We start from the raw sequence: 20,479 nt of genomic DNA on the forward strand, positions 1-20,479 counted from the left end.
CAATATCAGGTTGGCCTCAACCCTGCGGCCAACCTGGTTGTAAATGTGGGAGCGAGCCTGCTCGCGAAGACAGAGTGTCAGTCGACTCCGATGCCGGCTGACACAGCGCTTTCGCGAGCAGGCTCGCTCCCACATTTGGAATGCAATCTCCTGTGGGAGCGAGCTTGCTCGCGAAAGGGCCGGTCGAGACGGCATCAATCTATTGCGCAGCCCGCGCAGGCAACAGCTTCAACGTACTGCGCGTATTCGCCAGCACCTCTTCCTCGCTGAAATGCGCCTGCACATAAATCCCCTCCACATACGCCTCGGCCTGATCGTCATAGTGACTGTCCAGTGGCACGCCACTCTGGCCGACCGGATTGATCGTCAGGCTATGGACCGGATCGGCAAAATCCACCAGACGCCGCGTCGACGGTCCATAGGTCACCGGCCATGGCGCCGGGCCGATCTTCGCCGAGAGGTTGTTTGGCACTTCGTGGCTGCCCGGCGCCGCGAACGGGCCGACGTTGAACAGGCGATCCAGCGGCTTCTGCTGCCCCAGCGGATGGCCGTGAGTCAGGGTGTGCGCCGCGCCCCACTGCCAACCGGCCACGTTATCGCCGAGGGTCAGTTTCAGATGCGCCATGCTTGCCGCCCACGCCGTGCGCACGACATCGGCGCGGGTTTCTCTGGCCGGCGTGCTGCGATTGTCCCACCACGGTGAGTCCGCCTTGGCCGCCAGGCGTGGCAGCGCGGAGTCGATCACCCGCGTCGACAGCAGTGTTTCGAAGAAGTCGTTGCCCAACTCATCGCGCATCGCCGCATCGGCAAGGTCGTAGAGGAATTGGTTGAACACCGTCGCGCTGATCGAATTCAGCGGATAGTCGCCGGGCCACTGCGCCAGTTGCTCGACCAGTTTCAGCTGCGCCGGATCACTCACCACCTCACGCAACACCGGCAACAGTGGCGCCAACAGACGCGGGCCGTAACCGGTCGCCGTGCCCAGTTGCAGTTGCTGGTTGGCCTCGTTGCTCCACTTCACCCGGTTGTCGCTGAGCTGACGGTCAAGCTGCTGACCACGATCGGCAAGGTTGTAGTAACCGGGGATCTCCATGCCGGTCGGCGACACGGGCTGGAAGTTGGCCGAGACGATATAGCCGCGCGCCGGATTCTCTTCCTGCGGGTTGGCGCTGAACGGGTAGTAGCCGTCCTTGTCCGCCTCGGGCGTGCTGCCGTCGAGGATGAAGCCCGGTTTCACCCCGGCCGGACGTTTGGGCAGCAGGGCCGAGGCCCACCAGGCGATATCGCCTTTGGCGTTGGCGTACACCAGATTCAGGCCCGGCGCCTGCACCTTGGCCGCTGCCGCGCGGGCCTTGGCCAAGGTGTCGGCGCGGTTGAGCTGGTAGAAGCCGTCGAGGATCGGGTTGGGTGTTTCGAGGAAGGCCCACCACATCGCAATCGGGGTTTTGCCGGCAGCACTGCCAAGAGCATCGTTGACGATTGGCCCGTGCGGGGACTGGCGCAAGGTGAGGGTCACCGGCGCCTGCCCCTTTACCTTGATCTGTTGTTCGGTGACGAGCATCTCGGTCCACTGGCCGCGATACCAGACCTGATTGGGGTTGGCCGGATTGACCTTCTCGGCGATCAGATCGAGGTCATCGTTCTGGAACATGGTCAGGCTCCAGCCGAAATCGAGGTTGTGTCCCAGAAACGCGAACGGCACCAGTGCCTGATGATGGCCGTACAACTCGAAACCCGGCGCCGACAACTGCGCCTCGTACCATACCGACGGCACCGAGAAACGGATATGCGGATCGCCGGCCAGCAATGGCTTGCCACTCTGACTGCGGCTGCCGGCAATCACCCAGGCGTTGCTGCCCTCGAACTGCGGCAGGCCGTTGTCGAGCAGCGCCTGTTCGCTGAGGCGGGCGAGGGCGGTGAGGTCCTGCCAGTCGCCGGCGGCGAGGGCCGGTGCGTGCCGGGTGTGATCGGTGACCAGAACGCCTTTGGCCTGCCAGTCGAGATCGAAGACATTGAGGTAATCGGCGCCGAGCTGATCGCGCACGTAGGTCAGCAGCGGCTCGGTGCGAAACGCAGCGGCAAAGCTGTAGGCCATGTAGCCGGCGACGCTGATGCTGTCTTCGGCCGTGAACGGCCGCTTGGGGATGCCCAGCACGTCGAACTCGATCGGCGCGGCGTGGGTGTCCTGATATTGGTTGATGCCATCCAGATAGGCTTGCAGGCCCTTCCATGCCGGCGACTGCTTGTCGAGGCTGGCGACGTAACTGGCCGCGCGCTCGCGAATGCGCAGGCTGCGGAACAGCTTGTCGGCGTCGAGCAGTTTCAGCCCTAGCACTTCGGCCAGCTCGCCCCGGGCGAGGCGGCGCATGGCTTCCATCTGGAACAGACGATCCTGCGCGTGCACATAACCGAGGGCGCGATAGAGGTCGGTTTCGTTCTCGGCGCGGATATGCGGCACACCGCGCTCGTCATAGCGCACGGTCACCGAGCCTTGCAGGTTGCGCAGCTCGATCTGGCCCTGGCGCGTCGGCTGCTTGCTGTAGATATACCCGCCGGCGGCGCCGAGCAGGACAACGATGAGCAAGGCAACGACGATCAACGCACGCTTCATGGTGACTCCTTGTGCAGGCGGGAAGGCCACCCGTCGGGCTGCAAACATTTAGCACAGAGCATCTGTGCGGTGCAGCGCTGTCCTTGAAAAGTCCGGAATGCCTTACTTCGCGTCCGCCGGCCATGGGCAATAACAACCCACCGCCAAGGTGTGGGTAGCATTGACCGGGCGATCTTCCGTCAGGGCATGCAGGATCGGTTCGATAAAGCTGTTGCTGGAGTTGCAGGTCAAGCCTTCGCTGTACGGGCCGAAGTAGGCGAGTTTGCCGCTGCGATCCCAGATCGCCACGGCAGGGCTGGCGGGGATCTGTTCGGCGCCGGGCAGGACGATGATGGTTTTCAGGCTGGCGAGGGTGGCGGGCAACTGGCCGTGGCTGCCGGGCTTTTGCACGGCGAAGAACTCCACGCCACGCGCGCCGAACTGTTCGACCATCTCGCTCAGGTGCTGTTGATTGCCGACATTGCACGGACAGGCCGGGTCCCAGAAGTGCACGAGGCGGATATTTCCCGGCCCGGCGAGGTTGTCCGGCAGGCGCAGCGGGTCACCGGAAAATACCGCCGTATGTTCGCTGAACGCGCGCAGATAGCGGCCCTGAAACCAGTCATATGCCGCCCACAGCACCCCGGCGCAGATCAGCGCGAGCAGGCTGGCGAACAGTGCGGTGCGGTAGGGCGAACGCATGATTTCGGAATCTGAAAAGGTTGGCTAGCTTGCCATGCTTGCTCCGACAGATGAATATCGCAGGCCGATAAAGTCCGTTTACCGCTTTGGAATGTCCGCATGCCTGATACTTTCGACCCCGATCATTTACGCGCGAGCCTCAAGCCATTGGCCGAGTGGCAGCCGTTATCGGATGAGGCGAAGGCTTATCAGCGCTTCTACAAGACCGACTTCGCCGAGCGCGATGTCTGGCGCGGCATGGGTCGTTTCGAAGTCGATGGCTACGAGCTGGTCAGCCATTGCTGGTGGCCGGAGAAGGTCAAGGCGACGCTGTTTCTGCTCCACGGTTACTACGATCACATCGGCCTGTACCGGCATGTGATCGAGTGGGCGCTGGATCAGGATTTCGCCGTGATCGCCTGCGACTTGCCGGGACACGGATTGTCGAGCGGGCCACGGGCAAGCATTCGTGATTTCGCTGAATACCAGGACGTGTTGCAGGCGCTGTTCGCTGAAGCGAACTCGATCGCGCTGCCGCAGCCTTGGCATTTGTGCGGGCAAAGCACCGGTGGCGCGATTGTCGTCGACCACCTGCTCAACCATGGCGAGAACAGCCCGGCGCAGGGGCAGGTGATTCTGCTGGCGCCATTGGTAAGGCCAAGGGCGTGGGGCTGGTCGCAGTTGAGTTATTACCTGCTGCGGCCGTTTGTGCGCGGCGTGGTGCGACGCTTTAGCGAGAATTCCAACGATCCGGATTTTCTGCCGTTTCTGCTGGCCGATCCGTTGCAGCCAAGACGTCTGCCGACGAAATGGGTGGGCGCGCTGTCGCGCTGGATCATTCGCGTCGAGCACGCGAAAAAAAGTCCGCGACGGCCGCTGATCATTCAGGGGCAGGCGGACATGACTGTCGACTGGCAGCACAATCTGCAGGTGTTGAAATGGAAGTTCGACCGGCCGCAGATTCTGCTGTTGGCCGAGGCACGGCATCACCTGGCCAATGAAACGGCGGAGATGCGTGAGGAGTATTTCGAATTCTTGAGCAAGCGGATCAGGGGCCGGAATCTGTAGCGGCTGTGCGGGTCTCTTCGCGAGCAGGCTCGCTCCCACAGGGAATTCGGGATGCTCACACATTTTGTGTCCACTGATGATCCAATGTGGGAGCGAGCCTGCTCGCGAATGCGATCTTTCAGGCAACGAAGATTATTGGCCGACCGCCAACCCCGCCCGAATCGCCGCCAGTGCCGCCTGGTAGTAAGCCTTGCCCTCGGTCGACTCGGCAAACGTCGCAAACTCTTCCAGCTCTTCATCCGACAAATCGCGATAGACGTAGAGCAACGTGTTGTTCAGATCGGCGCCAATCTGATCCATCAGCCGCTGGCGCTGACCATTCAACATTCCCTGCGCCTGACCGCCGCCAAGCAATCCCGGAATCATCGAACTCAAGCTGTCCGCTGCCACGCCGGCAATCGCCAGGCTGACCTCGGCGCCAGCCTCACGGGCCGGCAGGGCCTGGGCGAGATGGCCGATGATCAGCAAGCGACTGTCGCTGGCCTGCATCTTCGGCAGGCCCTGGGCATTTTTTGCCAGTTGATCGCGACGGGTTGCGAGCAATTCGGCGGCGACGATTTTCTTGCCCAGCGGTGACTGGAAGAAGGTCAGCGCTGGTTTCGGGTCGGCGAGTTTCTGCCGCAGTTGCGCTTCGGCACGCTGATCCATGGCCTGCGCGGCAAAGCGTTGATTGCTGTTGTTGACCAGCGCCTGAAATACCGCAGGCGGCAGGCTGTTCTGATAGCGCTGCTGGGCGGCGCTCAGGGCATCGTTGAAATGCGCGCGTTGTTCTGGCCAGCCGGCGACCTTGTACAACTGATCGTGGCCGTCCGCCCAGGCGGGCAATACGCAGAACATCAACAGTGAAAAAAGCAAACGGCGCATAGGGACTCCTGTCAGCAGCGGACTATTGTCCGTGCGGTGCCGGTACTTGTCGAGAATTCGTAGCAAGGCGCTGCGTGGCTCTGTCGGATTTGTTGCCGTCGGCATACTATGCGCGCCATGCCGATATCCTCTGAACACCCGCTGCTGTTACGCATTGTCGACGACCTGGCCGAACACGGCTGGTCGCAGCAGAACATCTTCCTGCCCGCCGATCTGACCCGGGCGCTGGCGGCCGAGTGCCGTAAACGTGAAGCCGAGGGTGAGCTGGCGCCGGCGGCGGTCGGACGCGGGCCGTTTTCCGAGATTCGCGAGGGTATTCGCGGCGATCACATCCAGTGGATCGACCCGGGTCAGGCCGACGCCACTGACCGCTACCTGAGCCTGATGGACAGTCTGCGCGAGGCGCTCAATCGCGGCTTGTTTCTGGGGCTTGAGGATTTCGAATGCCATTTCGCCCTGTACCCGCCCGGCGCGTTCTACCTCAAGCACCTCGACCGTTTTCGCGATGATGACCGGCGCATGGTGTCGGCGGTGATCTACCTCAACGACGCCTGGTTGCCGGAGGACGGTGGCCAGTTGCGCATGTACCTGGGCGAGGAACGTGTGCACGACGTGCAGCCGACCGGCGGCTGCCTGGTGGTGTTTCTCTCCGGCGAAGTGCCCCACGAAGTGTTGCCGGCCCATCGCGAGCGCCTGTCGCTGACTGGCTGGTTCCGTCGCCGTGGCAACGAGCCGTTCTGAACATGGAAAAGATCCTGGTCAGTCGCTGCCTGCTGGGTCACCGCGTGCGTTATGACGGTGGCGCGAGCGGGCCGTTTGATCTGCTTGAGCAGTGGATCGAAGAAGGGCGGGTAGTGCCGTTGTGTCCGGAGGTGGCCGGTGGATTGCCGACGCCGCGGGCGGCGGCGGAGATTCCCGGCGGGCAGGGCGGTGAGGTGCTGGATGGCATTGCCGCAGTCATCACTACTGAGGGCGAGGATGTCAGCGCGCAATTTCTCGAGGGGGCGCGGCAAGCGCTGGAACTGGTGCAAAAGCACGGCATTCGGGTGGCGGTGCTCAAGGCCAACAGCCCCTCTTGCGGGAATCTGTTGACGTATGACGGCACGTTCAGTGGGGTCAAAGTCAGTGGCGAAGGGGTGACGGCGGCGTTGCTCAAGCGTCATGGGGTTCGGGTTTTCAGTGAACTTGAACTGCCGCAAGCCGCACAGGCCCTGGCCCGACTCGATTAAAAGCTTCATCGCAAATCCAACTGTAGGAGCTGACGAGTGAAACGAGGCTGCGATCTTTTGATCTTCAAAATCAACATCAAAAGATCGCAGCCTGCGGCAGCTCCTACGGTTCGGTGAACCACTTCTTCGACAGCGCCGCCAGGCGTCCGTCGTCTTTGATCCGCTGCATCGCGCTCTTTAGGCTGGCCTGAAATGCCGGATTACCCTTCTGAAACGGGATCGCCAGCTCGACCGGCACTGCCGCTTTCGGCTTCGCTTCGGTCAACGCCTGCACCAGCACCATCGGCCGCGGCGTCTCGTCCTTCTTCGCCAGCAACTGCCCGTCGACCTCGCCGTACGGCTCGCTGAAGTCGAAACGATCCTTGAGTTCGGGTGTCAGTGCTATGTGGTTGAGCGCGACATCGTATTTGCCGCTTTCAACGCCCTGGAGCAGGTCGCCCTCGTCGGTGACGATGAAGTCGGCGCGTACATCCAGCTCTTGGGCCAGAAGTTGCCCAAGTTCGACCTCGAACCCCGTGAGGGTGTCGCCTTCCTTGTAATTGAAGGGCGGTGTATTAGCCTCAAGGGCTATGCGCAGCTCGCCACGGTCGTTGACGTCATCAATCAGTTCGGCGTGAGCCAGCGGGCTCAGAAGGGGTAGCAGGCAGATCAGGCCAGGCAGCAAGCGCATGGTCACTCCTTTGAAATCATTATCGCGACGCTCTGATTCAGGCTCGCTTTGCTATGGTTGTCGAGTGCCTTCGACAACGAATGGTCATGAAGTTGTCATGACCGTGCGGATTTTACGGAAAAACTGGAGAAGAAAATGAAAAGCTTTATGTCTCGTGCAGCGTTGGCCGGTGTGCTGATGGGTGTTTCGGTGCTGGCCAGTGCGGCGACACCGGCGCCGAAGGATGCTGAAGTGTTCATCGTTTCTCCCGAGGACGGCGCCACCGTCTCGCAGGAATTCAAGGTCAAGTTCGGCGTCAAGAACATCGCGCTGGCCCCGGTGGGTGACACCACCAAGAACACCGGCCACCATCACCTGCTGATCGACGTCGACGACCTGCCGGCCGAAGGCGCGCCGATCCCGACTGACGCTCACCACATGCATTTCGGCAAGGCGCAGACCGAAGCCACGATCAAACTGGCCCCGGGCAAGCACACCTTGCAACTGATCCTCGGCGACAGCGGCCACATGCCGTTCGACCCATCGATAGTTTCGGAAAAAATCACGGTCAACGTGAAATAAAAAAAGGGAGCCTTTCGGGGCTCCCTTTTTTATTCAGCTTCAAGTGGCTAGCTGCAAGCGGCAAGTGAAGGCAAAGCGCTTTCACTTGCCGCTTGTAGCTGCTTTTAGAAAAGCACCCGACTACGGATAGTACCGTTGACGTGTTGCAGCTTCTCTTGCGCCAGCTCCGAGTATTCGGCGTCGACGTCGATCACCACGTAACCGACCTTCTCGTTGGTCTGCAGGAACTGACCGGAGATGTTGATGCCGTTTTCGGCGAAGACCTTGTTGATCTCGCTCATCACACCCGGGATGTTCTCGTGGATGTGCAGCAGGCGGTGCTTGCCAGGGTGAGCCGGCAGGGCCACTTCCGGGAAGTTGACCGACGACACCGAAGTACCGTTGTCGCTGTACTTGACCAGTTTCTCTGCCACTTCCAGACCGATGTTGGCTTGCGCTTCGGCGGTCGAGCCACCGATGTGCGGGGTCAGGATCACGTTGTCGAGGCCACGCAGCGGGCTTTCGAACTCTTCGTCGTTGGAGCGGGGCTCCACCGGGAACACGTCGATGGCCGCGCCGATCAGGTGCTTGTCCTTGATCGCGTCCGCCAAGGCGTCGAGCTCGACCACGGTGCCACGTGCAGCGTTGATCAGGATGCCGCCCTTCTTGATGGCGCGGATTTCCTTCTCGCCGATCATCCACTGAGTGGCGGCGGTTTCCGGTACGTGCAGGGTGACGATGTCGGACATGCCCAGCAGCTCGTGCAGATTGTTGACCTGCGTAGCGTTGCCCAGTGGCAGCTTGGTCACGGTGTCATAGAAGAACACTTGCATGCCCAGACCTTCAGCCAGCACCGACAACTGCGTGCCGATCGAGCCGTAGCCGACGATGCCCAGCTTCTTGCCACGGATCTCGAACGAGTTGGCAGCGGACTTGATCCAGCCGCCACGGTGGCAGGAGGCATTTTTCTCAGGGATGCCGCGCAGCAGCAGGATCGCTTCGGCCAGTACCAGCTCGGCTACGGAACGGGTGTTGGAGTACGGCGCGTTGAACACGGCAATACCGCGCTCGCGGGCCGCACTGAGGTCAACCTGGTTGGTGCCGATGCAGAAACAGCCGACCGCGACCAGTTTCTTCGCGTGATCGAAGATCTCTTCGGTCAGTTGCGTGCGCGAGCGAATGCCGATGAAGTGAGCGTCAGCGATCTTTTCCTTGAGCTGGGCTTCCGGCAAGGAACCAGTCAGGTATTCGATGCTGGTGTAGCCCGCCGCCTTGAGGACGTCGACAGCCGATTGGTGGACGCCTTCGAGAAGAAGGAACTTGATCTTGCTCTTATCGAGAGAAGTCTTGCTCATCTGCGTAAACCTGTATCCCGGAGAAAAATGGCAGGGAGGGAGCAGCCTGGAGCTGACCCGCACGGCAACAAAGCCGTCACCGCGGATCTGGCCTTGGGCACTGTCCGGCGGGGTCGGTATGCTAGCATAGCCACCCCGCTAAACACTCATTCCTGCGACGTGAAGCGTTCTCAGGATGACCATGAATTGTTCGAGAGTTCTGTCGATGACCAATCCTGCGCTGATTGATGAACTGAAGACCCTGGTTGAGCCTGGCAAAGTCCTTACCGACGCCGACTCCCTGAACACTTACGGCAAGGATTGGACCAAACACTTCGCCCCGGCACCGAGCGCCATCGTGTTTCCCAAGACCATCGAGCAAGTGCAGGCCGTGGTGCGTTGGGCCAACACCCACAAGGTCGCGCTGGTGCCGTCCGGCGGGCGCACCGGGTTGTCCGCCGCTGCGGTGGCGGCCAATGGCGAGGTGGTGGTTTCGTTCGATTACATGAACCAGATTCTCGACGTCAACCTCACCGACCGCACTGCCGTGTGCCAACCGGGCGTGGTCACTGAGCATCTGCAGAACGTCGCCGAAGAAAACGGCCTGTACTATCCGGTCGACTTCGCCTCGGCAGGTTCCAGCCAGATTGGCGGCAATATCGGCACCAATGCCGGCGGGATCAAAGTGATTCGCTACGGCATGACCCGCAACTGGGTGGCCGGCATGAAAGTCGTCACCGGCAAGGGCGATGTGCTCGAACTGAACAAGGACCTGATCAAGAACGCCACCGGTTACGACTTGCGTCAGCTGTTCATCGGCGCCGAAGGCACCCTCGGTTTCGTCGTCGAAGCGACCATGCGCCTTGATCGCGCGCCGAAAAACCTCACGGCGATGGTCCTCGGTACCGCCGATTTCGATTCGATCATGCCGGTGCTGCATGCCTTCCAGGGCAAACTCGACCTGACGGCGTTCGAATTCTTCTCCGACAAGGCGCTGGCCAAGGTCATGGGCCGTGGCGACGTGCCGGCGCCATTCGACACCGAGTGCCCGTTCTACGCCCTGCTGGAATTCGAAGCGACCACCGAAGAAGTGGCCAACAGCGCGCTGGAAACCTTCGAACACTGCGTTGAACAGGGCTGGGTGCTCGACGGTGTGATGAGCCAGAGCGAAACCCAACTGCACAATCTGTGGAAGCTGCGCGAGTACATCTCCGAAACCATTTCCCACTGGACGCCGTACAAGAACGACATCTCGGTTACCGTCTCGAAAGTGCCGGCGTTCCTGCGCGAAATCGACGCGATCGTTGGCGAGCACTACCCGGATTTCGAAATCGTCTGGTTCGGCCACATCGGCGACGGCAATCTGCACCTGAACATCCTCAAGCCGGAAAACCTGAGCAAGGACGAGTTCTTCGCCAAGTGCGCCACCGTCAACAAGTGGGTGTTCGAAACTGTCGAGAAATACAACGGCTCGATCTCGGCCGAGCACGGCGTCGGTATGACCAAGCGTGATTACCTGACCTACAGCCGCTCGCCGGCCGAGATCGAGTACATGAAAGCGGTCAAGGCAGTGTTCGACCCGAACGGCATCATGAACCCGGGCAAGATTTTCCCGGTTTGATCGGTAATCTCTGTTGAATCAATAAAGGCAGGAGTCGGTAAATGAGCTATCAGCACCAGTACGTCGACGGCACGCGCATTCACTTCCCGATCGGGAAAGTCGTGTGCATTGGCCGCAATTACGCCGAACACGCCAAGGAACTGGATAACCCAGTGCCGACCGAGCCGCTGCTGTTCATCAAGCCGGGCAGTTGCGTGGTGCCGCTGGAAGGCGGGTTCAGCATTCCGACCGAGCGTGGTTCAGTGCACTACGAGGCGGAGATCGCCGTGTTGATCGGCAAGCCGCTGTCGACCAAGCCGAGCCGTGAAGAAGTCCTCGATGCGATCTCAGGCTTCGCCCCGGCGCTGGACCTGACCCTGCGCGACAAGCAAGCCGAGCTGAAAGCCAAGGGCCTGCCGTGGGAAATCGCCAAGTCGTTCGACGGCGCGGCGGTGATCGCGCCGTTCGTGGTCGGCAGCACCTTCGCTGACCTGACCGACATCGGCATCCGCCTGACCATCAACGGCGAAGTGCGCCAGGACGGCAACAGCAGCGCGATGCTCAACCCGATCGTGCCGATGATCCAGCACATGGCTGGCTGCTTCTCGCTGCAGGCCGGTGACGTGATCCTTACGGGTACGCCAGTGGGCGTCGGCCCGCTGAACGTCGGCGATGAAATCGTCCTCGAGCTGCCGGGGGCGAGCAGCTTCAGCAGCAGCGTGCGCTAACCGCGGAACCCCTTGCAGGGGGTGAGCTTTGTGGTGAGGGTATAAATCCCCTCGCCACAAGTGTGCTGCTGGCAAATGCACACGCCAATCCCGCCATTTCCCGTTTTTTTCACATCCTCTCTGGATAATTCCCGCGATTCTGGCGTCTCAGCCGGCCTCTTTGTGCTATTACCCTTGGCCTGAATTAACGGAACGCATCCCTCGATGGCATCTCGAACTCAGCAGAAACCCTCCCTCCGTTCGCGTTTTTTCCTGCGCTGGTATGTCTGGCTGTTGCTGGTCATCGCCGCAGCCTATGGACTGGCGTTCGCCATGCATTGGGATGATCGCGGCGTGCTGTGGGTGCTGGAGCGCTTCGAGAGCAAGGCCGAGCAAAAGGAGAGTGTGTGGCTGCCGGATTATCAGGTGGTGATCGATGCCAAACCGCTGCCGGGTATGGAAAAGGACGAAGCTTCGGATCTGGCCTATAACCCGCAGACCAAGACCCTGTTCGCGGTGATGGGCAAGAATGCCTTCCTGGTCGAGCTGACGCTCGAGGGCGACGTGTTGCGCAAGATGCCGCTGGTGGGCTGGAGCAATCCGGAAGGCCTGACGGTCATGGAAAACGGTTTGCTGGCCATTGTCGATGAGCGTGAGCATACCTTGTCGATCGTCAAGATCGACGCCGTGACTCGTGAGCTGAACATCGCCGATTTCCCCAAATACGATCTCGGGCCGTCGAAAGATCAGAACAAGGCGTTTGAGGCCATCACGTGGGATCCGCGCAATCAGCGACTGATTCTGGGGGAGGAACGCCCACCGGCGCTGTTCACCTGGAAAAGCGATGGCGGCCAGACCCTGCAGGGCGACAAGCAGAAGCTGGCGAGCGATCAGCTGGATCTGCGCAACCTGTCGGCGCTGGCTGTCGATCCGCGCACTGGCCATCTGCTGGTGCTGTCGGCGGATTCACATCTGTTGCTTGAACTCGACGAGGATGGCAAGCAAGTCAGCTTCATGACGTTGCTTGGGAATTTCAACGGTCTGAAAGACACCATTCCCCGCGCCGAAGGCATGACCATGGATGCGGACGGCACGCTGTACATGGTCAGCGAACCGAACCTGTTCTACCGATTCGAAAAACACCGGTGATGCCTTCCCTGTAGGAGCTGCCGCAGGCTGCGATCTTTTGATCTTGCTTATGAAAGTCAAAAAATCGCAGCCTTCGACAGCTCCTACGGCGCTTGGCTTGTGATCTGAGGCAAGTGGCCATTAAGCTTCAGTTCAGACAGGCGTGATATTTCATCGGCCTGTCATGAATCCGAGCCTGCCTGAATGCGTCGACTTGCCCGCCCCAAACCGCTGATTCTCGTCCTGTTGATGATTGTCCTGATTGCGTTGATCGCGATCGGCCAATACCTGCGTCTGTTCGAGCGCGCCTGGTTCAACCTGCACACGCTGTGGCAACCGGTGAGCAGCGAGGCGATCGGGCTCGACCAGTATCGGGTGACGATCGAGGCGCGGCCGATCGAGGGGCTCGACGATGACGTCTCGGCGCTGACCTACGATCCGGTGCGCAAAAGTCTGTTCACGGTCACCAACAAGAATTCCGAACTGGTCGAATTGTCCCTGGAAGGCAAGATTCTGCGGCGCATCGCTCTGGTGGGGTTTGGCGATCCGGAAGCCGTCGAGTACATCAGTGCCGACACCTACGTGATCACCGACGAGCGTCAGCAACGCCTGATCAAGATCCACCTCGAGGCCGACACCACTTTTCTCGATGCCGAGGATGCCGAGCAAATGACCCTTGGCGTGCACATGTCCGGCAACAAGGGTTTCGAAGGGCTGGCTTATGATTCTGTGGGCAAGCGGCTGTTCGTGGCGAAAGAGCGCGACCCGATGCTGATCTACGAAGTCCACGGCTTCCCGCATTTCAAACCGGACAAGACCTACGCGGTGCACGTGATCAACAACCCCAAGCGCGATGCCGGAATGTTCGTGCGTGATCTGTCGAGTCTGCAGTACGACGAGCGCAGCGGGCACTTGCTGGCGCTGTCGGACGAGTCGCGGTTGATTATCGAGCTGGATGTCGACGGGCGCCCGTTGAGCACCATGTCGATCAGCGGCGGGCGCCAGGGTTTGCAGAAAACCGTGCCGCAGGCGGAGGGAATTGCAATGGATGATGACGGCACGTTGTACCTGGTGAGCGAGCCGAATCTGTTTTACGTCTTCAAAAAACCCACACCAAACTAACTGACATCACAAAACACTGTGGGAGCGAGCCTGCTCGCGAAGGCGGTTGATCAGTCTCTGAATATGTTGACTGACCCGACGCTTTCGCGAGCAGGCTCGCTCCCACAGGTTATTTATCAGCCCATGGCAAGTGGGGCAGTCTGTTACTCAGCCTTGAGGGTTTTCACGCCTTCACTGGTGCCCAGCAACAACAGATCCGCCGGACGCGCGGCGAACAGGCCGTTGGTGACCACGCCGACGATGGCATTGATCTGCGCTTCCAGCTCCACCGGGTTGGTGATCTGCAGGTTGAACACGTCGAGGATGATGTTGCCGTTGTCGGTCAGCACGCCTTCGCGGTAGACCGGGTCGCCACCGAGTTTGACCAGTTGGCGGGCTACGTGGCTGCGGGCCATCGGGATGACTTCCACCGGCAGCGGGAACTCGCCGAGTACCGGCACCAGTTTGCTGGCGTCAGCGATGCAGATGAAGGTCTTGGCCACGGCGGCGACAATCTTCTCGCGGGTCAGGGCCGCGCCGCCGCCCTTGATCAGGTTCAGGTGCGCATCGCTCTCATCGGCGCCGTCGACGTAGAACTCCAGATCGCTGACGGTATTCAGCTCATATACCGGAATCCCATGGCCCTTGAGGCGCGCGGCAGTGGCTTCGGAGCTGGCGACCGCGCCATCGAACGCGCCCTTGTGCTGGGCCAGGGCGTCGATGAAGCAGTTGGCGGTGGAGCCGGTGCCGACGCCGACGATGCTCTTGTCGTCGAGTTTCGGCAGGATGAAGTCGACGGCGGCCTGGGCCACGGCCTGTTTGAGTTGATCCTGGGTCATGCGGGCTCCGGAAGCGGGCAAGGGTTGGGCAGAAAGGCCGGCATTATAGGCCTCGCGGTGGTACAGGGGGAAACAAGCTGTGGCGAGGGGATTTATCCCCGTTCGGCGACGCAGTCGTCGTAAAACCCAGGAACGCGGTGTGACTGAAAAAAAGCAGGGGAGCGCTTCGCACTCCAGCGGGGATAAATCCCCTCACCACAACGGTGCTCACTCAAGATTGGGTTTCCAGACCTTAAAACCACCTGTTTAGTGTGGTCGCCTCGGCAAAAGGCGGGTTAGACTCGCTGGTCCCGCCCAATCGCCAGTGATGCTTTCCGATGCTCGAACAGTACGTCAAAAAGATCCTCACCTCGCGCGTTTATGACGTTGCCGTAGAAACCCCGCTGCAGAACGCCCGCCAGCTCTCCGAGCGGCTGGGCAATGACATCTGGCTCAAGCGCGAAGACTTGCAGCCAGTGTTCTCGTTCAAGATTCGCGGCGCCTACAACAAGCTGACGCAATTGAGCGACGAAGAGCGCGCTCGTGGCGTGGTCACCGCGTCGGCGGGCAATCATGCGCAGGGTCTGGCTCTGGCGGCGAAAGTGTTGGGCGTCAAAGCCACCATCGTCATGCCCAAGACCACCCCGGAAATCAAAGTCGAAGGCGTGCGTTCGCGCGGCGGCAAAGTGGTGCTGCACGGTGACTCGTTTCCGGAAGCGCTGGCCTATTCGCTGAAACTGGTCGATGAAAAAGGCTACGTCTACATCCACCCGTACGATGATCCGCACACCATTGCCGGGCAGGGCACCGTGGCCATGGAAATCCTGCGTCAGCACCCGCAGCCGCTGGATGCGATTTTCGTCCCGGTCGGCGGTGGCGGCCTGATCGCCGGTATCGCGGCCTACGTGAAATACCTGCGTCCGGACATCAAGGTAATTGGCGTCGAACCGGACGACTCCAACTGCCTGCAAGCGGCAATGGCAGCGGGCGAGCGCGTGGTTCTGCCGACTGTCGGCATCTTCGCCGACGGCGTGGCGGTGGCGCAGATCGGCCAGTACACCTTCGAGATCTGCAAGGATTACGTGGATGAAGTGATTACTGTCAGCACCGACGAGATCTGCGCGGCGATCAAGGATATCTACGACGATACCCGCTCGATCACCGAGCCTGCCGGCGCATTGGGCGTGGCCGGGATCAAGAAGTACGTCGAGCAGCGTGGCGTCAGCGGCCAGACTTTCGTCGCCATCGACTCCGGCGCCAACGTCAACTTCGACCGCCTGCGCCACGTCGCCGAACGCGCTGAGCTGGGCGAAGGGCGCGAGGCGATCATCGCCGTGACCATTCCGGAAAAGGCCGGCAGCTTCAAGGCGTTCTGCGAAGCCATCGGCAAGCGCCAGATCACTGAATTCAATTACCGCTACAACACCGGCAGCGAAGCGCACATCTTTGTTGGCGTGCAGACCCACCCGGACAACGATCCGCGCAGCGCCTTGCTGGCGAGCCTGACCGAGCAGGGGTTTCCGGTGCTCGACCTGACCGACAACGAGCTGGCCAAGCTGCACATTCGCCACATGGTCGGTGGCCGCGCCGCGCAGGTGGTCGATGAAGTGGTGCTGCGCTTCGAATTCCCGGAGCGCCCGGGCGCGCTGTTCAACTTCCTCAACAAGCTCGGCGGGCGCTGGAACATCTCGATGTTCCACTACCGCAACCACGGCGCGGCGGACGGGCGTGTGGTCGCCGGCTTGCAAGTGCCGCATGACGAACGTCATCTGGTGCCGGCGGCGCTGGCGGAAATCGGCTACCCGTATTGGGATGAAAGCGACAACCCGGCCTATCAGCTGTTTCTTGGCTGAGCGGCTACGCTGATGGGCATGGATCTACGGATGAGAACGACATGGAAACCCTGACCACCCTGAAAGTCCTCCACGTTGCGGCGACCGTGGTTATCCTCGCGAGCGGGCTGGGGCTCGCCGCCCTGACCTGGCGAAATCGCAGCGAAGGGCCGGCCAGTACGATGCGCCGTCCGTGGCTGTTCATCTGGTGTCTGATGCTGATCGGCATGCTCAGCATGCCTTTCACCGGCTGGTGGTTGGTGCACCTGGTGGGCTGGCCATTGGGCCAATTGTGGATTCTGGGATCCAGCGTGATCTACGCCGTGGCCACGTTCAGTGCGGTCTGGCTGCTGGTCCGGCTGGATCGGTTGTGGACGAGCGGGGTGGGCAATCGCACATTCAATCTGGCGCTGGCGATTGTCAGCGGCGTCGGGTTTGTCGCCATAGCGGCGTTGATGGGGGCCAAGCCGGTTTAAGGCTTGAGGCCGAGTTGACCCCCATCGCTGGCAAGCCAGCTCCCACAGGGGTATTCAGTGAACACAGATTAAGTGGACACTGACAACCCTGTGGGAGCTGGCTTGCCAGCGATAGCAATCTCAGCCGCGCAACGAAATCACCGGCCAGCCACGCTTCTCGGCCTCGGCCCGCAGATTCGGATCCGGGTCCACCGCCACCGGATTCGCCACCTGCTCCAGCAGCGGCAGATCATTCATCGAATCGCTATAGAAATAGCTGTCCTCGAGCGAATAGCCGGTCTCTTCCAGCCAGCGATTGAGGCGCGTGACCTTGCCTTCGCGGAAGCACGGGATGTCGGTGCTGCGCCCGCTGTAGCGGCCGTCGATCATTTCGCATTCGGTGGCAATCAGGGTTTCCACGCCCAGGCGCACGGCGATCGGTGCCGTCACGAAACGGTTGGTGGCGGTGATGATCACTAGTTTGTCGCCGGCATCGCGGTGCTTCTTCAGCAGCTCCAGTGCCTTGGGCAGCACGATCGGCTCGATGCAGTCGCGCATGTAATCGCTGTGCCATTGCTCAAGCACGGCCATTTCCGTGCGGCCGAGAATTTCCAGGCAGAAGTTCAGGTAGGCGGCGTTGTCCAGCTTGCCGGCCAGGTAATCCTGATAGAACTCGTCGTTGCGCGCCTTGTAGGCGATCGGGTCGAGGAAGCCGCGCTCGCACAGATAATCGCCCCAGGCGTGATCGCTGTCGCCGCCCAGTAGGGTGTTGTCCAAATCGAATAGAGCCAGGCGCATTGCAGTTACCCGCTGAAAAGTCAGTAAAAAGGCGACAAGAATACGGTCTTTTCACAAGAGTGCACATAAGGTAGGAACCTTCGTTGCCGCCTGATCAAGCTTTGTGGAACAATGCGGCGACATGCGTTTGCGAGGTTGTTGCCGTGATCGACCCCGATGGTTTCCGCCCCAATGTCGGGATCATTCTGACGAATGACGCCGGCCAGGTGCTATGGGCTCGCCGTATCAATCAGGACGCCTGGCAGTTTCCGCAAGGGGGGATCAACCCCGAGGAGACGCCGGAAGACGCCTTGTACCGCGAGCTGAACGAAGAAGTTGGCCTGGAACGTGAAGATGTTGAAATACTGGCCTGTACCCGAGGCTGGTTGCGCTATCGTTTGCCGCAACGCCTGGTGCGTACCCACAGCCAACCGCTGTGCATCGGCCAGAAACAGAAATGGTTCCTCCTGCGCCTGATCTCCAACGAGCAGCGGGTGCGGATGGATCTGACCGGTAAACCGGAGTTCGATGGCTGGCGCTGGGTCAGCTATTGGTATCCGTTGGGCCAGGTGGTGACATTCAAGCGCGAGGTGTATCGACGCGCTCTCAAAGAGCTTGCCCCGCGCCTTTTAGCGCGCGACTGACGACGGAGTTCGACCCCGAGCCATGCTCAATACGCTGCGCAAGATCGTCCAGGAAGTTAACTCCGCCAAGGATCTCAAGGCGGCGTTGGGGATTATTGTGTTGCGCGTCAAAGAGGCCATGGGCAGCCAGGTCTGCTCGGTCTACCTGCTTGATCCGGAAACCAATCGCTTCGTCCTGATGGCCACCGAGGGCTTGAACAAGCGCTCGATCGGCAAGGTCAGCATGGCCCCCAACGAGGGTCTGGTCGGTCTGGTCGGCACGCGTGAAGAACCCCTGAACCTCGAGAACGCTTCGGTCCACCCGCGTTATCGCTACTTCGCCGAAACCGGTGAAGAGCGTTACGCCTCGTTCCTCGGTGCACCGATCATTCACCACCGCCGCGTCGTCGGCGTGTTGGTCATCCAGCAGAAAGAACGCCGCCAGTTCGACGAAGGTGAAGAAGCCTTCCTCGTGACCATGAGCGCGCAGCTTGCCGGCGTGATCGCCCACGCCGAGGCCACCGGTTCGATCCGTGGTCTGGGCCGGCAGGGCAAGGGCATTCAGGAAGCCAAGTTCGTCGGCGTACCGGGTTCGCCGGGTGCTGCCGTCGGTACCGCCGTGGTCATGCTGCCGCCGGCGGACCTGGACGTGGTGCCGGACAAGACCATCACCGACATCAACGCTGAGCTGGCGCTGTTCAAGACCGCCATCGAAGGCGTGCGCGCCGACATGCGCGCCTTGTCCGCCAAACTCGCGACCCAGCTGCGCCCGGAAGAACGCGCGCTGTTCGACGTCTACCTGATGATGCTCGACGATGCCTCGCTGGGCAGCGAAATCACCACCGTGATCAAGACGGGGCAGTGGGCTCAGGGCGCGCTGCGTCAGGTGGTCACTGAGCACGTCAACCGTTTCGAACTGATGGACGACGCCTATCTGCGCGAGCGTGCTTCGGACGTCAAAGACCTTGGCCGCCGTCTGCTCGCCTATCTGCAGGAAGAGCGCCAGCAGAATCTGGTCTACCCGGAAAAAACCATTCTGGTCAGCGAAGAGCTGACGCCGGCGATGCTCGGCGAGGTGCCGGAAGGCACGCTGGTCGGTCTGGTTTCGGTACTCGGTTCGGGTAACTCTCACGTCGCGATTCTCGCCCGAGCCATGGGCATTCCGACAGTGATGGGCCTGGTCGATCTGCCGTACGCCAAGGTCGACGGCATCGAAATGATCGTCGACGGCACCCGTGGCGAGGTCTACACCAACCCCAGCGAAGTGCTGCGCAAGCAGTTCGCCGAAGTCGTCGAAGAAGAGAAACAACTGGCGCTGGGCCTCGACACCCTGCGCGACCTGCCGTGCGTGACCCTCGATGGCCACCGCATGCCGCTGTGGGTCAACACCGGCCTGCTCGCCGATGTGGCGCGGGCGCAGAAGCGTGGCGCCGAAGGGGTCGGTCTGTACCGCACCGAAGTGCCGTTCATGATCAACCAGCGCTTCCCGAGCGAGAAGGAACAGCTGGCGATCTACCGCGAACAGCTCGCCGCGTTCCACCCGCAACCGGTGACCATGCGCAGCCTCGACATCGGCGGTGACAAATCGCTGTCGTACTTCCCGATCAAGGAAGACAACCCGTTCCTCGGCTGGCGCGGTATCCGCGTCACCCTCGACCACCCGGAAATCTTCCTCGTGCAGACCCGCGCGATGCTCAAGGCCAGCGAAGGCTTGAACAACCTGCGGATTCTGCTGCCGATGATCTCCGGCACTCACGAACTCGAAGAGGCCCTGCACCTGATCCACCGGGCATGGGGCGAAGTGCGCGACGAAGGCACGGACGTGCCGATGCCGCCGATCGGCGTGATGATCGAGATCCCGGCAGCGGTGTACCAGACCAAGGAACTGGCGCGGATGGTCGACTTCCTCTCCGTCGGCTCCAACGACCTGACCCAGTACCTGCTGGCGGTCGACCGCAACAACCCGCGCGTCGCCGACCTTTACGACTATTTGCACCCTGCGGTGCTGCAAGCCCTGCAAACCGTGGTCACTGACGCCCACGCCGAAGGCAAACCGGTGAGTATCTGCGGCGAGATGGCCGGTGATCCGGCGGCGGCGGTGCTGTTGATGGCGATGGGTTTCGACAGCTTGTCGATGAACGCCACCAACCTGCCGAAGGTGAAGTGGATGTTGCGCCAGGTGAACCTGAGCAAGGCGCAGGAGATGCTGGCGGAATTGATGAAGATCGATAACCCGCAGGTTATCCACAGCTCGCTGCAACTGGCGCTGAAGAATCTCGGGTTGGCGAAGATGAATTCGCCGGTGGTGACCAAGGCTCTCTAAAGATCAAAGGCCCCTCACCCTAGCCCTCCCGAAACGTCGGACCGCCCAGAGGGAGAGGGGACTGATTGGGGGATGCTGCAGAACTCCGTCGACCTGTAAGTGCTTTGCTGAATCCATAATCGACTCGATCTCTCAGGTC

Annotated in this window: 19 protein-coding genes; 12 read left to right on the plus strand and 7 right to left on the minus strand. The window is 61.0% G+C overall.

Going from position 1 to position 20,479, the window contains the following annotated elements:
* Positions 1–199: 199 nt before the first annotated feature.
* On the minus strand, positions 200–2,611 hold the full coding sequence (locus ASG55_RS10545; RefSeq protein ID WP_056786240.1) for a penicillin acylase family protein: 2,412 nt from the start codon (positions 2,609–2,611) through the stop codon (positions 200–202).
* A gap of 102 nt (positions 2,612–2,713) precedes the next feature.
* Entirely contained in the window at positions 2,714–3,292 is a 579-nt protein-coding gene (locus tag ASG55_RS10550) for a DUF6436 domain-containing protein (protein WP_056786241.1), read from the minus strand.
* A 99-nt stretch (positions 3,293–3,391) separates the two neighbouring features.
* Between ASG55_RS10550 and ASG55_RS10555 the strand changes: the two genes are divergently transcribed.
* Positions 3,392–4,339 (plus strand): alpha/beta hydrolase, encoded by a 948-nt coding sequence (locus tag ASG55_RS10555; RefSeq protein WP_056786244.1) that lies wholly within the window; start codon positions 3,392–3,394, stop codon positions 4,337–4,339.
* A gap of 132 nt (positions 4,340–4,471) precedes the next feature.
* Here ASG55_RS10555 and ASG55_RS10560 read toward each other — a convergent pair whose 3' ends face one another.
* Positions 4,472–5,203 (minus strand): DUF2059 domain-containing protein, encoded by a 732-nt coding sequence (locus ASG55_RS10560; RefSeq protein WP_024014712.1) that lies wholly within the window; start codon positions 5,201–5,203, stop codon positions 4,472–4,474.
* Positions 5,204–5,311: 108 nt separating this feature from the next.
* On the opposite strand from ASG55_RS10560, the gene ASG55_RS10565 reads away from it, so the two are divergent.
* Both ASG55_RS10565 and ASG55_RS10570 read left to right on the plus strand, forming a co-directional pair.
* Positions 5,312–5,944 carry a 2OG-Fe(II) oxygenase gene (locus ASG55_RS10565; RefSeq protein ID WP_056786246.1) on the plus strand — a complete coding sequence of 211 codons (633 nt, stop codon included), beginning with the start codon at positions 5,312–5,314 and terminating at the stop codon, positions 5,942–5,944.
* 2 nt (positions 5,945–5,946) lie between these two features.
* Positions 5,947–6,432 carry a DUF523 domain-containing protein gene (locus ASG55_RS10570; protein WP_056786249.1) on the plus strand — a complete coding sequence of 162 codons (486 nt, stop codon included), beginning with the start codon at positions 5,947–5,949 and terminating at the stop codon, positions 6,430–6,432.
* 103 nt (positions 6,433–6,535) lie between these two features.
* Here ASG55_RS10570 and ASG55_RS10575 read toward each other — a convergent pair whose 3' ends face one another.
* Positions 6,536–7,102: a transporter substrate-binding domain-containing protein gene (locus ASG55_RS10575; protein WP_056786252.1), complete on the minus strand. Its 567-nt coding sequence runs from the start codon at positions 7,100–7,102 to the stop codon at positions 6,536–6,538.
* Positions 7,103–7,237: 135 nt separating this feature from the next.
* Between ASG55_RS10575 and ASG55_RS10580 the strand changes: the two genes are divergently transcribed.
* Entirely contained in the window at positions 7,238–7,663 is a 426-nt protein-coding gene (locus tag ASG55_RS10580) for a DUF4399 domain-containing protein (protein WP_056786255.1), read from the plus strand.
* A gap of 104 nt (positions 7,664–7,767) precedes the next feature.
* On the opposite strand, the gene serA is transcribed toward ASG55_RS10580, so the two are convergent.
* Positions 7,768–8,997, minus strand: a complete 1,230-nt coding sequence (serA, locus tag ASG55_RS10585) for a phosphoglycerate dehydrogenase (RefSeq protein ID WP_024014707.1) — start codon at positions 8,995–8,997, stop codon at positions 7,768–7,770.
* Between the two features lie 205 nt (positions 8,998–9,202).
* On the opposite strand from serA, the gene ASG55_RS10590 reads away from it, so the two are divergent.
* The 4 genes from ASG55_RS10590 (at position 9,203) to ASG55_RS10605 (ending at position 13,533) form a co-directional block, all read left to right on the plus strand.
* Positions 9,203–10,597 carry an FAD-binding oxidoreductase gene (locus tag ASG55_RS10590; protein ID WP_024014706.1) on the plus strand — a complete coding sequence of 465 codons (1,395 nt, stop codon included), beginning with the start codon at positions 9,203–9,205 and terminating at the stop codon, positions 10,595–10,597.
* A 41-nt stretch (positions 10,598–10,638) separates the two neighbouring features.
* The gene (locus tag ASG55_RS10595; protein WP_024014705.1) at positions 10,639–11,304 is read left to right on the plus strand and encodes a fumarylacetoacetate hydrolase family protein; all 666 of its coding nucleotides are present in this window, start codon (positions 10,639–10,641) and stop codon (positions 11,302–11,304) included.
* A 204-nt stretch (positions 11,305–11,508) separates the two neighbouring features.
* Entirely contained in the window at positions 11,509–12,432 is a 924-nt protein-coding gene (locus ASG55_RS10600; protein ID WP_056786257.1) for an SdiA-regulated domain-containing protein, read from the plus strand.
* A gap of 183 nt (positions 12,433–12,615) precedes the next feature.
* Positions 12,616–13,533, plus strand: a complete 918-nt coding sequence (locus ASG55_RS10605) for an SdiA-regulated domain-containing protein (RefSeq protein ID WP_056786260.1) — start codon at positions 12,616–12,618, stop codon at positions 13,531–13,533.
* Between the two features lie 143 nt (positions 13,534–13,676).
* Here the strand turns inward: ASG55_RS10605 and rpiA are convergent, their stop codons facing one another.
* Positions 13,677–14,351, minus strand: a complete 675-nt coding sequence (gene rpiA, locus ASG55_RS10610; protein ID WP_007913886.1) for a ribose-5-phosphate isomerase RpiA — start codon at positions 14,349–14,351, stop codon at positions 13,677–13,679.
* Positions 14,352–14,668: 317 nt separating this feature from the next.
* Between rpiA and ilvA the strand changes: the two genes are divergently transcribed.
* A complete protein-coding gene (gene ilvA, locus ASG55_RS10615) occupies positions 14,669–16,183 on the plus strand; it encodes a threonine ammonia-lyase, biosynthetic (protein ID WP_016772678.1) in 1,515 nt (504 codons plus the stop codon).
* A gap of 41 nt (positions 16,184–16,224) precedes the next feature.
* Complete coding sequence (locus tag ASG55_RS10620) at positions 16,225–16,638, plus strand: DUF2269 family protein (RefSeq protein WP_056786263.1); 414 nt, start codon at positions 16,225–16,227, stop codon at positions 16,636–16,638.
* A 120-nt stretch (positions 16,639–16,758) separates the two neighbouring features.
* Here ASG55_RS10620 and ASG55_RS10625 read toward each other — a convergent pair whose 3' ends face one another.
* Positions 16,759–17,415 carry an HAD family hydrolase gene (locus tag ASG55_RS10625; RefSeq protein ID WP_056786265.1) on the minus strand — a complete coding sequence of 219 codons (657 nt, stop codon included), beginning with the start codon at positions 17,413–17,415 and terminating at the stop codon, positions 16,759–16,761.
* Positions 17,416–17,558: 143 nt separating this feature from the next.
* Between ASG55_RS10625 and ASG55_RS10630 the strand changes: the two genes are divergently transcribed.
* Entirely contained in the window at positions 17,559–18,038 is a 480-nt protein-coding gene (locus ASG55_RS10630; protein WP_003229203.1) for an RNA pyrophosphohydrolase, read from the plus strand.
* 22 nt (positions 18,039–18,060) lie between these two features.
* Positions 18,061–20,340 (plus strand): phosphoenolpyruvate--protein phosphotransferase, encoded by a 2,280-nt coding sequence (ptsP, locus tag ASG55_RS10635; RefSeq protein ID WP_024014698.1) that lies wholly within the window; start codon positions 18,061–18,063, stop codon positions 20,338–20,340.
* The last annotated feature ends 139 nt before the right edge of the window (positions 20,341–20,479 follow it).

Source organism: Pseudomonas sp. Leaf434 (genome assembly GCF_001425545.1).
Classification (GTDB): Bacteria; Pseudomonadota; Gammaproteobacteria; order Pseudomonadales; family Pseudomonadaceae; genus Aquipseudomonas; species Aquipseudomonas siliginis.